Genomic DNA, 15,433 nt, shown 5'->3' with positions numbered 1-15,433 from the left:
GCTCCCGCAAGCCATCTCCCATCTCAGAACCTTTGACTACATGTCAAAGAACCTGAGCGGGGCCGTCTCCGTTCCACTCCGGTCGGTGCTGAACAAAGGTCCACTGGACCTTTAGCACCTTGCTCGCGCTTGCCTAGTCTATGCAGCTGCAAATTAAAAGTCCCTCTCATAATGAGAAGGACTATAATGTATTAATTACTTATACGTCATCTTCCTTTGCTAAGTCCTCTGCACTCATGTATTTACGGAAGACGCGCTCGAGGATTGGGTGAACGGAAGATGCAATCATTCCTGGAAGGAATAACAGGAAAATTGGGAATCGATATACTAATAGACCAAGAAGTACCAAAACTCCAAGTATAGCGATACTCCAACCAATATTAAGTATCATGAATATTGCTGATACCTTAAAGGATTCTTTAAATCCATTCGAAAATCGTGCAATGTAAGCAAAATGATAAATCGCCCAAATAATAGTAACCACTAGCAACACTGTAAAGAAAATAAACATTCCAGCAAATGGGCTATCGTGACTAATAACATTTTTGGTGATATAAATATCTCCTGAAAGGATTCCAAACATCACCATAAAGATAAGCCATGATAATGTAGACTGCTTGAAGTTTTCCTTAAATGAGTGAAAGAACTCTAATGTGTAGCCTCTGCCCCTATAAACACATTTGTGAATCGCATAATAAAGTGCTGTAAGGCTGGCTCCAATTGTAAATAAAGGAATGGAACAAACTAAAAAATAAAAACCTATTATAAGCATGTCTGTAATCTTGGAGATGCTATCAAAAAATCTGCTGTTAAAAAATCTTCCCACAATTATTCTCCTGTTTCTATCTCATATAATAATTTATAAAAATTCTGCAAATATTCTTCGCTTCCACTGAGGTCCGCAATCATCAGATACTTCATATTCTCATCAAGTCCAAAGTATTCCTGAATTCCCGTACCGCTGATATCTACTGCTACATCATAATTTCCAGTGATGCCGTCATCATCTGTCACATCTACATTGTATAATCGACCTTCACTGGTCCACAAATCCAAAAGCTTATCTGGTGCTGTTGTTTTTAAATCTCGAACAACACCCATATCTACTAGATATTTAACTCCCACTTCGTCAGTAAAAGCAAAATCAAGCTGACCAGTCATAATATAAATATCCAGCTTGTTTCCATAGCCACCCATGTTTTCCGTATCATTGGTGTAGAAATCTCCAGAGAGGCTAAAGCCATCGTGCTTTTCCATCCCCAAGGTGTCATGCATGGATTTGGCAACCTGCTCATTGTACTGGCCAGAATTGATAATCATTCCATAAAACTTATATTGAACATAAGTCATGGCATGATGAATGCCCCAGCTGATAGCTCCGATTATTAATAATGTCACTAATATATGTAGCTTGTAGTACTCCCATATATATTCCAGCTTTTGTCCAAAGGTCATTTGGGAAAGCTTCTTTTTCTCACCCTTTAAGGTCTTGGTGACCTGTTCTTGTTCTTTATCTACGTATTCCATATTTACCTCTTACTGTTACGCTAATTTTCCTATGCAACAGCCATTTAAAAACCTAAGTGATATGTTAACGTAAAAAAAAGGCTACTTCAATAAGAAGTAGCCAAATTTTATAAAGATTTTATAGTCACGTAATTAGATATCAAGTAACTTTGCATAAGCTGCAAGGGCGTCTGATGTATCACCTGAAAGAACCTTCTTTGCAAGTGTCTTTCCAAGCTGAACACCTTCCTGATCGAATGAGTTAAGGTTCCATACGAATCCCTGGAACATAACCTTGTTCTCGAAGTGTGCAAGGAGTGCACCAAGTGTCTCAGGTGTAAGCTGATCACCAACGATGATTGATGATGGGCGGTTACCCTCGAAGTACTTGTTTCTGTTGTCGTCATCCTTACCACAAGCGAAGGCCATAATCTGAGCTGCTACGTTAGCGCAGAGCTTCTGCTGTGATGTGCTATCCTCGATAACAACATCTGTAGCCATCTGGCTCTTCTTGAAGCCAACGAACTGAAGTGGAATGATATCTGTTCCCTGGTGAAGAAGCTGATAGAAGCTGTGCTGTCCGTTTGTACCTGGCTCACCAAAGATAACTGGTCCAGTAACATAATCAACAGGCTCGCCGAAACGGTTTACACTCTTTCCGTTTGACTCCATATCAAGCTGCTGTAAGTGAGCAGGGAAACGGCTAAGTGCCTGTGAGTATGGAAGAACTGCTGTTGTCTCGTAACCGAGTACATTTCTCTCATAAACACCGATAAGAGCATCAAGCATTGCAGGGTTCTTGCGAACGTCTACGTTGCGAGCAAGCTTATCTTCTTCTGCTGCACCATTTAAAAATCTAGCGAATACATCTGGACCAAATGCAAGTGAAAGGATTGCGCCACCTACTGAAGATGTAGATGAGTAACGTCCACCGATGTAATCATCCATGAAGAATGCATCAAGGTAATCAGCTGACTTTGCAAGTGGTGAAGCATCAGATGTAACAGCAATCATGTGCTTAGATGCATCAAGTCCAGCCTTCTTTAAAGCGTCCTTAACGAATGACTCGTTTGTAAGTGTCTCAAGTGTAGTACCTGACTTAGAAACGAGGATGAAAATTGAGTGAGCAACATCAACACCAGCAAGAACTGATGCAGCATCATCAGGATCTACGTTTGAAATGAAACGAGCCTCCATCTTGAATGTGCCTGTTACCTTTGCCCAATTCTCAAGAGCAAGATACATAGCGCGAGGACCAAGGTCCGATCCGCCGATACCAATCTGAACAGCTGTAGTGAACTTCTCACCCTTTTCGTTAACGATTTCACCTGAGTGAACCTTGTTAGCGAACTCTGCGATACGCTCCTGCTGCTTAACATAGAACTCCCTTTTGTTAACCCCATCAGCAATAACATCCCCGCCAAGCTGACCACGTGTAAGCTGGTGAAGAACTAATCTCTTTTCCCCTGTATTAATAACCTCTCCATTGAAAAGTGCTGAGTATTTGTCGATAAGCTCTGCTTCGTCAGCAAGTCCCTGAAGTGCTTCAAGAACAGTATCATCAACCTGCTTTGCAGCGAAGTTGTATGCCATACCATTTGACATTGGAACTGAGTACTCTGCAACACGCTTTGCACCGTTTGCTCCAGACATAACTGACTTAAGCTCTACCTGATTCTTCAACCCCTGAAGAGTCTTGTAAGATTCAAGCTTATCAAAATTATTCCATGCTACCATTTTCTTACTCCTTTTATTGTGTAAATACTAAAAGCTCTCTTAAAATAGCTAAAACGTTTTCTAAGCAAAAATTTTATAATAAAACAGGGTGTAATACAATAGATTACACCCATTTTTTCATCATCTAATTTCAGTTAATACACATTGTTTTTTATTAGTGTTTGAGCAACTTTGCGCAACCTTTAGATTGCCCCCAGCTGCATCTTATAATACTTCTCGTAGATGCCGCCTTCTTTGATTAGCTGCTTATGTGTTCCGCGCTCTTTTATTCCATCTCCATCTAAAACAATAATCTCATCTGCGCCGAGAATTGTTGAAAGTCGATGGGCAATTGTGATAGTAGTTCTTCCCTCAGCAAGCTTATCCAGGCTCTCCTGAATGTATCTCTCACTCTCGTTATCAAGAGCTGATGTAGCCTCATCCAAAATAAGAATAGGAGGATTCTTAAGGAAGACTCTTGAAATAGCGATACGCTGCTTCTGTCCACCAGAAAGTCTGGTGCCTCGCTCTCCTACCTCTGTATCAAATCCATTTGGAAGGCTCTCGATAAACTCGAGAAGATCTGCATTTCTGGCAGCCTCCACAATCTCTTCCATTGTGGCATCAGGCTTTCCATAGGCAATGTTCTCTTTAATGGTTCCATTGAAAAGGTAAACGTCCTGCTGCACGATTCCTATATATGATCGAAGTGACTTTTGGCTCACTGTTCTGATGTCCACTCCATCGATAAGCACCTGTCCGCCTGTTACATCATAGAATCTAGGAAGCAATGCGCAAAGTGTAGTCTTACCACCACCTGATGGTCCTACGATTGCCACTGATTTACCTGCTTCCACATGAAGATTAATATTCTCAAGGACTGTCTCCTCGTCCTCATAAGCAAATGAAACATCCTTGTAGTCAATTACACCCTTAACCTCTTTAAGCTCACCTGCGTCAGGGGCATCAAGGATTTCTGGCATGGTATCCATAACCTCTGTGAATCTCTCGAATCCAGCAAGCCCCTTCTGAAGCTGCTCAGTAAATTCTACAAGCACGTTTACAGGGTTGATGAAAATATTTATATAGAGGGCATAAATCGCCAAATCCTCGCCTGTAAGCTGTCCCTTTGCAATAAAGTATCCACCTGCAACTAAAACTGTAATGAACATCAAACCTTCAAAAAGACTATTTCCGGCATTGAAGGTACCCATGAGCACATAGTTCTGTCTCTTTGAAGAAAGAAAAGCGATATTGCTATTATCAAACTTGTTAAGCTCGATATCCTCACCTGTAAATGACTTCACTACTCGGATTCCTCCCAGAGTATCCTGAAGAGATGAGTTGATTCCTGCTATCTTCTTGCGATTGTCAGCGAAAGTTGCACGCATCTTTCTGTTCTGCTTTACGGCAAAAATAGTCATAAAGAATACGACTACCATCAGGCATGTGGTCATCGGTACATTGATTCGCATAAGAAGAATCAGTGAACCGATTATTTTGATTACAGAGATGAAAATATTCTCAGGTCCATGATGTGCCAGCTCTGAAATATCAAACAAATCAGATACCAGCTTACTCATCATCTCACCAGTGTTGTGATTGTCATAATATGAAAATGAGAATGCCTCGTAGCGCTCGAAAAGCTCTCGTCTCATTCCCGATTCCATCTTTGCACCCATCATATGTCCCTGATAGCTGACATAATATCTGCAGGCGCTTCTCACAAGGTACATTGCCAGCAACAGGGCTGCGATAATACCAAGTTTGCTGAGAATCACTTCTGGCTCTTCAAGAAATAATGTAGCCCTTAAGATTCTCAAGAACTGCGGAAATGTAAGATCAATAATTGAAAGCACTGTAGCGCAGATCAAATCTAAAATAAATACCCCAATATATGGTTTGTAATATGGAATAAATCTTTTTATTAGTTTCATATAGCTCCTTTGTGTAAATTGATTGTGTTCAATTCATATATGATACTAAAAAAAATGCAGATACTCAATTGGTATCTGCATTTTAGAATTTCAATTTTATTCTGCCTGAGTAGCTGTCTCTTCCATTGCTTCGGCTTCAACCTCGCCTCTTTCAATCTTCTTTTCATATCTTGTGTAGATAATCCAAGCGCCAAGACCGAATACTACAGGGCCACTGAGTGACCAGAATGTAGTCTTGATATCACCATCAAGAGCTGGCTGAATAATCGCAAATACATTAGCGAAGAATAATGTAAGTGTAACGATGTATCCCCAGAAGTTTGCTGAAGTCTGTGACTTAAATACAACGAAGCTTCTGTCAATTCCGTTAAGCTTCTTGAACTTAGGGAATGCGAATGAAATAAACATGTAAGGTACTGTCATACCAACGTTAACCATAGCTGTAAGGATAACGAAGAACTGCTGCATTGTATCGCCACCGAATGAAACCATGAGGACCATGATGCTAACGATGGCGCACTGAATCCACATAGCGTTCTTTGGCATACCGTCCTCTGCAAGCTCACCCATCTTACCTGGCCAAAGCTCCTTTGGAGTACCTTCGATAATCTGCTTAAGTGGTGAGTAAACAAGTGTAAACATAGCACCCATAAGTGCAAGAAGCATGATAAGTGCATATACACGAGCAAAACCGTGAGCAAGAGAAACCTGTGTAGCTACTGAAGCGCCAAATACCTTACCAATCTCTGCTGCAAAGTTTGACATGATTACATATGAAACATTTCCAAGTGTAATGCTGTCATTGCCAAGGATCTCACTGTAATTTGTGAATGAACCTACTAACATAATAAGTGAAGCATATCCAACTACGATAACCATAGCTGCAATAACGATACCCTTAGGGAAATTCTTCTTTGGATTCTCTGTCTTATCTACAAGACCACCAACTGCCTCGATTCCGCCGTATGCGAAAAGTGCATACACGATGAATGACAGAAGCATGATAGGGCTTCCCTGATATGCAACATTAAGTGGAGTCTTAAGTGACTCAAGGCCCTCAAATGGCTGCTGAAGCTGACCACCACGGGCAATAATCATAAGTATTGAACCAACAACTACCATGATGTTGATTGTAAGAACGGCTGTACCACCGATAGATGTAACCTTGCTAATCTTATCGACACCCTTTGAATCAAAGTATGTGATGAATGCAAAAAATACTACAGCCATAAGACCAAGTAATCTTGAACCTGATAAAAACTCTGAGCCAAAGAATGACCAGCCTGAAGTACAGTCCTCACCAAAAATAAGGTTTGATACTGGAACCCAGATACCTGAAGAAACATTTACCATCCAAAGTACATAAGATGTGTACCACATAAATGTTCCGATGAATGCGTACTTTGGACCTACTGACTTGCACATCCATGAGTACATACCACCTGTCTCATCCTTAAATGCTGAACCGAACTCTGCTACCATAAATGCAAATGGTACAAAGAATAAAATACCTGCAATAACAAACCAAGGAATAGCTGCATAGCCCATTAAATAATAAGATCTTGGAATGTTGTTAAAACCATAAACTGATGTGAAAATCATCAGTATGAGGGACATAAGCCCTAACTTCTTTTCATCTTTCATTACTAACTTCCTTATAACAAAATATATTCTTTATTTAATTTCCGGAAGGCCGAAAACTTAAATATTATATCATGCCACAGGGTAATTCTCTATATTTTCGTTATATAAAACAGCGAAAATACAATGCATTAGCACTTTAAAACGCAAAAGAAATATAGACCATTATTTATTTGTGACGAATAGCATTCATCACAAAAAAATGTCGTTCAAAACATTATGATTAAAAATCCATAAACGTTAATGTAATATCACAATGTAACAATAAAGTTTTATGGGTTTTTATGTTTTAAAAGAAAGTGGTAATATCTATGGAAGAAAAAAGAAGTCTTTTAGCTGCAAAGATTGTAGTATCCTGCTGCATTTTAACAAATGTTTGTCACATAATTTTTTATAGGACAAATATCTTTAACATATTAGCTATAGCGATGGGAATAGTTGCTTTGGTTTGTTTTACCTTAGATGAAAGAAAAAAATAGAGGTGCCGACGATTGGCACCTCTTTTATTTTTATTAGTATAATTTTGCACCAGCTGGAATGTGGTTATCTACCATGAGAAGGTGAAGCTCCTCACCGTCTGAATCCTTAAGGTTGTTAACTGCTGAAAGTAACATACCGCATGACTCGATACCCATCATCGCACGTGGTGGAAGGTTTGTGATAGCGATAAGTGTCTTACCAACAAGCTCCTCTGGCTCATAGAACTCATGAATACCAGAAAGGATTGTTCTGTCTGTGCCTGTACCATCATCAAGTGTGAACTGAAGAAGCTTCTTTGACTTTGGAACAGCCTGGCAAGCCTTAACCTTTACTGCTCTGAAATCACTCTTTGAGAATGTCTCAAAATCAACTGACTCCTCGAATAAAGGCTCAATCTTTACATTTGAAAAATCAATGCTGCTGTTAGGAGCGAAGAAACCGCTCTTGTCATCTGCAGCTGTTGCACTCTTCTTTGGTGCATCAAGGCTCTTCATTGTAGGGAAGAGTAATACATCACGGATAGCCTGGCTATCTGTAAGAAGCATGCAAAGTCTGTCGAGACCGTATCCGATACCGCCTGTAGGTGGCATACCAATCTCAAGTGCGTTGAGGAAGTCCTCATCTGTGTGCTCAGCCTCATCATCACCAGCTGCTGCATTAGCATCCTGAGCAGCGAAACGCTCACGCTGGTCGATAGGGTCATTAAGCTCTGAGTATGCGTTACACATCTCCCATGTATTGATGAAGAGCTCGAAACGCTCTACCTTTGTAGGGTCGCTTGGCTTCTTCTTTGTAAGTGGAGAAATATCAATTGGATGATCTGTGATAAATGTAGGCTGAATAAGATTCTCCTCACAGAACTCCTCGAAGAAGAGGTTAAGGATATCACCCTTCTTGTGACGGTCCTCAAACTCAACGTGCTTTTCTCTGGCGATAGCCTTTGCAGCCTCGTCATCAGCGATTGTATCAAAATCAACGCCTGCGTACTTCTTAACGGCGTCAGTCATTGTCATTCTCTCGAATGGCTTGCCAAGGTCGATTTCGATTCCGTTGTAAGAAATCTTTGTAGAACCAACAACCTTCTCAGCAAGACGACGGAACATAGTCTCTGTAAGCTCCATCATGCCTTCGTAATCTGTGTATGCCTGGTAAAGCTCCATAAGTGTGAACTCAGGATTATGACGAGTATCAACACCTTCGTTACGGAATACACGACCAATCTCGTAAACACGCTCGAAACCACCAACGATAAGTCTCTTAAGGTAAAGCTCAAGAGAGATACGAAGCTTAACATCCTCGTTAAGTGAGTTGTAGTGTGTCTCGAATGGACGAGCTGCTGCACCACCTGCGTTAGAAACAAGGATAGGTGTCTCAACCTCCATGAAATCGCGCTCTGCAAGGAAATTACGGATTTCCTTCATCATAAGTGAACGCTTAACGAAAACATCACGTGATTCCTTGTTCATAACAAGGTCAACGTAACGCTGACGATATCTCATATCTGTATCTGTAAGTCCATGGAACTTCTCTGGGAGAATCTGAAGAGACTTAGAAAGAAGTGTAAGCTCCTCAGCGTGGATTGAAATCTCACCTGTCTTTGTTCTAAAAGCCCAACCCTTGATACCATAGATATCACCAATATCAGACTTCTTGAAATCCGCGTAAGACTCCTCACCGATTGCATCTCTCGCAACATAAACCTGAATGTCACCCTTGCGGTCACGGATGTTGCAGAAGCTAGCCTTACCCATTACACGCTTGAACATCATACGTCCTGCAATGCTAACGTGGATTGGCTGAGCATCCATAATTTCACGGCGCTCATTGTAATCATCGTTAACTGCCTGCTTTGCAGCCTCTTCGTCCATGCCATCAGTGTTTACTGGCTGACGACCTGCAAGAAGCTTAGCCTCGTGCTCTTCGTATAAATTTCTAGCCTCATCTGTGTGATGAGTCTGGTCAAACTTTGTAATCTGAAATGGGTCCTTGCCTGCCTCCTGAAGTGCAACAAGCTTTTCGCGGCGAACCTGAAGTAACTGATTTACGTCCTGGTTGCCACCATTGTTCTGCTGTGCCATATTTTCTCCTTTATTATTTCATATATATTTAATTAGATTAGTAATTACATAAAAAGTCATTCAATTATAGACCTAGAAAACTCTAGGTGTCAAGGGTACATCCCTGAGAGTTTATACCATCTGTACAAGCCAAACATCACTCTTCACCATGAAGTATCCCATGATGTTTTTGATGAGCTCCGTGCCCTGTACAAAGAAGTAAACCCAAACGATTCCAAGCCCTGTGTAATGAGCAAGAATAAATGCACATGGTGCCACAACTATCCATGTAAACACTGAGTCGAAAAGGAATGTGACAAGTGTCTTTCCACCGGAACGAAGTGTGAAATAAGAGCAGTGACTAAAGCTGCATGATGGCATCCAGATTGCAGCCACCGCAATAAATCTTGTTGCGAGAGAGCGAATCTCTGGAGCGACATTGTATATGCGTGGGAACAATCCACCAAAGGCAAACATAATGATTGCCATGATTGTGCAGCAAAATACGCTGAAGGCAATCATCTTATTATCTGCATCCTTTGCTTCCTCAAGCTCACCAGCTCCCAGATGCTGACCAACCACAATACTGATACATGCACCAAGCTGTATGAATACAATATTGAACAAGTTCGCAATGGTATTCGACATACTAAGTGCTGTCAGTACATTCATTCCTCTAACAGAGTAGCTCTGGGTTACCATACTCATGCCCGCAGCCCAAAGGACTTCGTTTAACATAAGTGGCGCGCCCTTTATAAGAATCTGTCTGAAAACATCTGTTGGAAGACCAAAGCCTGTGTATGCTCCCTCAAGATATCTATTAAGCTCTCTGTGTGAGTGAGCCCATATCAATACGATTGCGCACTCTATGTATCTTGCTATAACTGTAGCCAGCGCTGCACCTCTTACACCCATTTCTGGGAATGGTCCAAAACCAAAGATTAAACAGTAATCCAAAACAGCATTAGTAGCTACTGCCACCATACCGGCCACCATAGGCACAACCGTCTGGCCTGTCTCTTTGATGTTAGTAGCATAAGCCTGATTAACTGCAAATGGAATAAGTCCCACAAGGATTATTCCTAAGTACTGAAGACCATACTCCAAAGCCAGCTCTGGCGAAGCGCCTTCACTTTCTGTAAGGAAAAGTGAAATTAGCTGACTACCAAAAATCTTGAAAATCAAAATTCCTACGAAGGTGGCCAGCAATGTTGCATAAAGCTTAAATCGGAAAGTGTACATGTGACCTTTGTGGTCTCCCTTTCCAAAATACTGGGCACCATAAATACTTCCTGCTGAGGCTGCACCAAATACTGCTAATGCAAATACGAAGTGAAGCTGGTTAACTGTTGCGACGGCAGAGATTGCTTCCTGTCCAAGCTGACCTACCATGATATTATCCAAAAAACTTACAAAGTTTGTAATGAAGTTTTGGATAATCATTGGAGTAGCAAGGAAAATGTATCTTCTGTAAAAAGCTTTATCACCAATAAAAGTTTTCTTAAATTTTGCTAGCATTTTGTCCCTCCTGTGAATGTAAGCAAGTCATTAGTCTTCCCCATTGAAAACTAAAAAAGGCCACAACCCATCTGGTTGTGACCTAATAATATACCTAATTACTTAGACTTCTTAGCTGCAAGAATCTTGTACTCGAATGCACCAGCCTCAGTCTCAACTGTAACTGTATCGCCCTTCTTGTGTCCAAGAATAGCCTTACCTACTGGTGACTCGTTTGAAATCTTGCCCTTAAGGCTGTTAGCCTCTGTAGAACCAACGATTCTATACTCTACTTCCTCGTCGAACTCTACATCAAGAAGTGTAACTGTCCAACCGATGTTAATGTTCTTTGTGTCGTGCTCGTCTGTAACTACCTCAGCGTTCTTAAGAATCTTCTCGATCTCCTCGATACGAGCTTCGATATCTCTCTGCTCATCCTTAGCTGCATCGTACTCAGCGTTCTCTGAAAGATCGCCCTGCTCTCTGGCTTCCTTAATCTTCTGAGATACTTCTTTACGTTTATTGACCTTGAGATCCTCAAGCTCATCCTCTAATACTTTAAGTCCTTCGGCTGTAAGTAAATTCTTCTTTGCTTCCATGTTTTTCCTCTCCATTCGGATGTATTTTTCAATGGATTTTACGCATAAAATCCCTCTTATTTCTTAGTAACTTAGTGAATTATAAGCCACACACATATTGATGTCAAGAATTCCCATATTGGTTCATAAAACTTTCAAAAAGTTTTTCTAAATCATCATATGACTCAACATTATTTATTGCCCCACGAAGCTTGCTTGCGCCCTTATAACCAGCGGTGTACCAGGCAGCATGTTTTCTCATTTCTCTGATACCAAGATAGTCGCCCTTAAACTCAATCTGAAGCTTTGCGTGACGAAGCATTGTCTTCACCATTTCTTCCATAGGTGGCTTTCCAATGAGCTCACCTGTCTCAAAATAATGAAGAATCTGATGGAAGATCCAAGGGTTACCCTGAGCACCTCTTCCTATCATAAATCCATCGCAGCCAGTCTGCTCTTTCATGGCAATTACATCCTTTGCATCAAGGATATCTCCATTTCCAATAACTGGAATTTTAACAGCTGCTTTTACATCAGCGATGATGCTCCAGTCAGCTTTGCCAGAGTAATACTGCTCTCTGGTACGTCCGTGAACTGCTACAGCAGCTGCGCCAGATTCCTCTGCCACGTGAGCCATCTCTACCGCGTTAACATGTTCATCGTCAAAACCTTTTCGAATCTTAACTGTCACCGGCTTATTAATGGCCTTTACCATGCTCTCGATAATCTTTCCTGCAAGCACAGGATTCTTCATAAGAGCAGAGCCGTCTCCATTGTTGACAACCTTTGGTACAGGGCAGCCCATGTTGATATCCAGGATATCAAAATTTCTGTGTTCAATCTTTGCAGCCATGGCTCCCATAATCTCTGGGTCAGAACCAAAAAGCTGAAGGCTGACAGGACGCTCTCTCTCATCAACAGTAAGAAGGCTCTCAGTATTTTTATTGTTATATAAAATTCCTTTGGCACTAACCATTTCCATGCAACAAAGGGCTGCTCCCTGTTCTTTGCATAACAAACGAAATGGCAGGTCTGTTACGCCTGCCATTGGTGCCAAAATCAAATTGTTTTCTAAAGTTACGTTTCCGATTTGTAATTTCTCTATCATTATTTCTTCTGCTTATCGTAAATAAACTTCATACCGTAAAGTGTAAGATTTGGGTTGTAAATATCGATGCACTGAGTCTCACTTGAAATAAGATTTCCAAGACCACCTGTAGCTACAACCTTAACATTTTCATAGCCACTTTCCTTGATCATATTCTTAACAATATATTCTGTCTGACCAATCTGTCCGTAAACAAGACCGGCCTGCATAGAAGAAATTGTTTCCTTTGCAAGAATCTTCTCAGGCTTCTTGATTTCGATCTCAGGAAGCTTAGCAGCGTCTTCCCAGAGAGCCTTTGCGCTGATACGAATACCAGGCGCTGTAACTCCTGAAACGAATGCCCCGTTTGCATCCACCAAATCATAAGTGGTAGCTGTACCAAAGTCAAGTACAAGAACTGGTCCGCCGTAAAGCTCGTAAGCACCTGCCGCATCAACGATACGGTCAGCACCAATCTGCTTAGGATTCTCTGTAGCGATTCTGATACCTGTCTTAATGCCAGCCTCTACGATGATTGGCTGAATATCAAAATATTTAATGATTGAACTTGTAAGTGAGTGCATTACGTTTGGAACAACAGATGCAATAATTACATCATCAATCTCTGTGTAGTCTATATTATTCGAACGAAGAATCTCACGGAATGTGATTCCGAATTCATCTGATGTACGATTAATCTTTGTAGTAACACGGAAGCTTCCTAAAAGCTCCTCGCCATTAAAAACACCTAAAGTGATATTTGTATTTCCAACGTCAATTGTAAGAAGCATTACATGCCCTCCCCTAAGAATACTACTTTATAATATGTCTCAAGAGCTTCAAATAATTCCTCGCGCTCTCTTTGCATTCGCTTTACTATCAGTGCCGAACCAATCTCATCATAGAGAAGGTCGTCCTCATTGTGATCCACCTCAATGCGAAGGCTGCCTTCCTCATCGTAAATCATCTGGATGGTACCGCTGACTTCCTCTGTGTACATAACGCACATGATTTTCAGCTCATCCTTTACCATTGGAGGGAGTCCCTCAAAGTCTGGATTTAAATAATATTTTTTAGTGTAGCAGCTGGCGCCACAAAGTACTACTTCATCTTCCATTAAACGTATCCATATATTCCGCGAACGGAAACCTCTCCGGTGCGGATTATCCTTTCTACTCCATCGACTTCTACTATCAGTTCGCCTCGGTTATTAATACCTTTGGCCACTGCTTCGTAAGAATCTTCCTGAGCCTCTATTCTAACACGATTGCCCCGATTAGCAAGATGATTTTCATATTCTTCTCGAAGGCCGGTCATATCCTGTGTCTCAATGAAGATATTATAATACTTTTTGAAACTGTTCCATATCTCTTTTGTAAGTTCTTCTCTGTGGCCATGTCCGCCACCTGTTTTCGCCAGCTCCAAATCCACCGAAGTAGCCTTGAATGCAATATCCTCTGGGAAGTTTTTATTATGTACATTTACGCCGATGCCAACTACAACATACCAGACCTTCCCATCCTTCATCTCCATCTCGGTAAGGATGCCGCAGATTTTCTTTCCATCAAGCACTATATCATTCGGCCATTTTATTTTACCATTTAATCCGTAAATACGATACAGTGCATCTCTCACAGCCATAGCCGCCACCACAGTGATGGTAGGGATGGCCTCCAAGGAAATCTCCTCTGGTCTAAGTAATAGGGATGTGGCAATAGAGTCGTGAGAAGGTGATTCCCATTTGCGACCGATTCGTCCTTTGCCGGCAGTCTGCTGCCCTGCGGAAATAACCAGGCCCTGAATCTCATCCTCACGAGCTCTTAGCCTTATTCTATCGTTGGTTGAATCTACTGATTCAAAATACTCATATCTAATGTCGTTAAGCATTTCCTAATGTTGCGTACATAACCGCCTTGATTGAGTGCATACGATTCTCTGCCTCATCAAAGACAATTGAACGCTCACTTTCAAATATTTCGTCTGTAACCTCCATACAGTCGATTCCAAACTTCTTATGAATCTCTTTACCGATGGTAGTATTTAAATCATGGAATGCTGGAAGACAGTGCATAAACTTCGCATCTGAATTCGCATATGCGAATGCCTTTGCATTAACCTGATATGGTGAAAGGTCAGTGATACGCTCCTCCCATACCTCGTCAGGCTCTCCCATTGATACCCATACATCAGTATAAATCACATCTGCATTCTTGCAACCCTCAGCTACATCCTCTGTAAGAGTAATGGTAGCGCCAGTCTCCTTTGCGATGGCCTGACACTTCTCCACAAGAGATGCCTCTGGGAAATATTTCTTATTTGTGCATGCCACGAAATCCATGCCAAGCTTTGCACATGTGACCATAAGCGAGTTACCCATATTATAGCGGGCATCACCCATATATACAAACTTAATTCCTTTGAGCTTTCCAAAGTGCTCCTTGATTGTCATCATGTCGGCAATCATCTGTGTAGGATGTGACTCGTTTGTAAGTCCGTTCCAAACAGGTACGCCTGCATATTTAGCCAAATCCTCTACGATGGTCTGCTCGAAACCACGGTACTCGATACCATCATACATGCGACCAAGTACGCGGGCTGTATCAGCAATAGACTCCTTCTTTCCAATCTGTGAACCAGATGGATCAAGATAAGTAACATTTGCTCCCATATCATAAGCTGCAACTTCAAAAGAACAACGGGTACGTGTAGATGTCTTTTCAAATATTAATGCAATATTCTTTCCTGCCATGTAATCCTTCTGAGACTTACCCTGCTTCTTCTCAGCCTTAAGCTGTAAAGATAACTCAATCAAACCATTGATTTCTTCAGGTGTAAAATCCAACATCTTTAAAAAGTTCTTTCCTTTTAAGTCCATAACGTACCTCCTTTGTTCAAGTGCATAAATATACAATAATGGTGAGTTATTATGCATTA

At 41.2% G+C, this 15,433-nt stretch carries 13 protein-coding genes; all 13 read right to left on the bottom strand.

The window, feature by feature from the left end:
* Positions 1-199: 199 nt before the first annotated feature.
* Positions 200-826: a YesL family protein gene (locus G592_RS0108010; protein ID WP_028247370.1), complete on the bottom strand. Its 627-nt coding sequence runs from the start codon at positions 824-826 to the stop codon at positions 200-202.
* Positions 827-828: 2 nt separating this feature from the next.
* Positions 829-1,527 carry a hypothetical protein gene (locus G592_RS0108005; protein ID WP_028247369.1) on the bottom strand — a complete coding sequence of 233 codons (699 nt, stop codon included), beginning with the start codon at positions 1,525-1,527 and terminating at the stop codon, positions 829-831.
* A 132-nt stretch (positions 1,528-1,659) separates the two neighbouring features.
* Positions 1,660-3,243 (bottom strand): glucose-6-phosphate isomerase, encoded by a 1,584-nt coding sequence (locus G592_RS0108000; protein ID WP_028247368.1) that lies wholly within the window; start codon positions 3,241-3,243, stop codon positions 1,660-1,662.
* A gap of 182 nt (positions 3,244-3,425) precedes the next feature.
* Positions 3,426-5,159, bottom strand: coding sequence for an ABC transporter ATP-binding protein (locus G592_RS0107995; protein WP_028247367.1), 1,734 nt, complete (start codon positions 5,157-5,159; stop codon positions 3,426-3,428).
* Between the two features lie 96 nt (positions 5,160-5,255).
* A complete protein-coding gene (gene yjeM / locus G592_RS0107990) occupies positions 5,256-6,803 on the bottom strand; it encodes a glutamate/gamma-aminobutyrate family transporter YjeM (RefSeq protein WP_028247366.1) in 1,548 nt (515 codons plus the stop codon).
* A 509-nt stretch (positions 6,804-7,312) separates the two neighbouring features.
* On the bottom strand, positions 7,313-9,358 hold the full coding sequence (gene lysS / locus G592_RS0107985) for a lysine--tRNA ligase (protein WP_028247365.1): 2,046 nt from the start codon (positions 9,356-9,358) through the stop codon (positions 7,313-7,315).
* Between the two features lie 111 nt (positions 9,359-9,469).
* Positions 9,470-10,855, bottom strand: a complete 1,386-nt coding sequence (locus G592_RS0107980; protein WP_028247364.1) for an MATE family efflux transporter — start codon at positions 10,853-10,855, stop codon at positions 9,470-9,472.
* A gap of 98 nt (positions 10,856-10,953) precedes the next feature.
* Positions 10,954-11,433, bottom strand: a complete 480-nt coding sequence (gene greA, locus G592_RS0107975) for a transcription elongation factor GreA (RefSeq protein WP_028247363.1) — start codon at positions 11,431-11,433, stop codon at positions 10,954-10,956.
* A 103-nt stretch (positions 11,434-11,536) separates the two neighbouring features.
* Positions 11,537-12,520: a tRNA dihydrouridine synthase DusB gene (gene dusB, locus G592_RS0107970; RefSeq protein WP_028247362.1), complete on the bottom strand. Its 984-nt coding sequence runs from the start codon at positions 12,518-12,520 to the stop codon at positions 11,537-11,539.
* On the bottom strand, positions 12,520-13,290 hold the full coding sequence (locus tag G592_RS0107965) for a type III pantothenate kinase (protein WP_028247361.1): 771 nt from the start codon (positions 13,288-13,290) through the stop codon (positions 12,520-12,522). Before G592_RS0107965 ends, dusB begins: the two co-directional genes overlap by 1 nt.
* Entirely contained in the window at positions 13,290-13,616 is a 327-nt protein-coding gene (locus G592_RS0107960; RefSeq protein WP_028247360.1) for a DUF6145 family protein, read from the bottom strand. Before G592_RS0107960 ends, G592_RS0107965 begins: the two co-directional genes overlap by 1 nt.
* Entirely contained in the window at positions 13,616-14,386 is a 771-nt protein-coding gene (locus tag G592_RS15960; RefSeq protein WP_051194816.1) for a biotin--[acetyl-CoA-carboxylase] ligase, read from the bottom strand. Before G592_RS15960 ends, G592_RS0107960 begins: the two co-directional genes overlap by 1 nt.
* A complete protein-coding gene (gene argF / locus G592_RS0107950; RefSeq protein WP_028247359.1) occupies positions 14,379-15,374 on the bottom strand; it encodes an ornithine carbamoyltransferase in 996 nt (331 codons plus the stop codon). The genes G592_RS15960 and argF overlap by 8 nt, the downstream gene beginning before the upstream one ends.
* Positions 15,375-15,433 lie beyond the last annotated feature (59 nt).

The sequence above is a fragment of the Pseudobutyrivibrio ruminis CF1b genome (genome assembly GCF_000424005.1).
Classification (GTDB): domain Bacteria; phylum Bacillota; class Clostridia; order Lachnospirales; family Lachnospiraceae; genus Pseudobutyrivibrio; species Pseudobutyrivibrio ruminis_C.
Note: the sequence above shows the minus strand (reverse complement) of the source record. Positions and strands in the feature narration are given on the sequence as shown.

Excerpts from the sequence above, each read along its gene's own strand:
- G592_RS0108005 (WP_028247369.1), bottom strand. The coding sequence starts at position 1,527 with ATGGAATACGTAGATAAAGAACAAGAACAGGTCACCAAGACCTTAAAG.
- G592_RS0108000 (WP_028247368.1), bottom strand. The coding sequence starts at position 3,243 with ATGGTAGCATGGAATAATTTTGATAAGCTTGAATCTTACAAGACTCTT.
- G592_RS0107995 (WP_028247367.1), bottom strand. The coding sequence starts at position 5,159 with ATGAAACTAATAAAAAGATTTATTCCATATTACAAACCATATATTGGG.
- yjeM (WP_028247366.1), bottom strand. The coding sequence starts at position 6,803 with ATGAAAGATGAAAAGAAGTTAGGGCTTATGTCCCTCATACTGATGATT.
- lysS (WP_028247365.1), bottom strand. The coding sequence starts at position 9,358 with ATGGCACAGCAGAACAATGGTGGCAACCAGGACGTAAATCAGTTACTT.
- G592_RS0107980 (WP_028247364.1), bottom strand. The coding sequence starts at position 10,855 with ATGCTAGCAAAATTTAAGAAAACTTTTATTGGTGATAAAGCTTTTTAC.
- greA (WP_028247363.1), bottom strand. The coding sequence starts at position 11,433 with ATGGAAGCAAAGAAGAATTTACTTACAGCCGAAGGACTTAAAGTATTA.
- dusB (WP_028247362.1), bottom strand. The coding sequence starts at position 12,520 with ATGATAGAGAAATTACAAATCGGAAACGTAACTTTAGAAAACAATTTG.
- G592_RS0107965 (WP_028247361.1), bottom strand. The coding sequence starts at position 13,290 with ATGCTTCTTACAATTGACGTTGGAAATACAAATATCACTTTAGGTGTT.
- G592_RS0107960 (WP_028247360.1), bottom strand. The coding sequence starts at position 13,616 with ATGGAAGATGAAGTAGTACTTTGTGGCGCCAGCTGCTACACTAAAAAA.
- G592_RS15960 (WP_051194816.1), bottom strand. The coding sequence starts at position 14,386 with ATGCTTAACGACATTAGATATGAGTATTTTGAATCAGTAGATTCAACC.
- argF (WP_028247359.1), bottom strand. The coding sequence starts at position 15,374 with ATGGACTTAAAAGGAAAGAACTTTTTAAAGATGTTGGATTTTACACCT.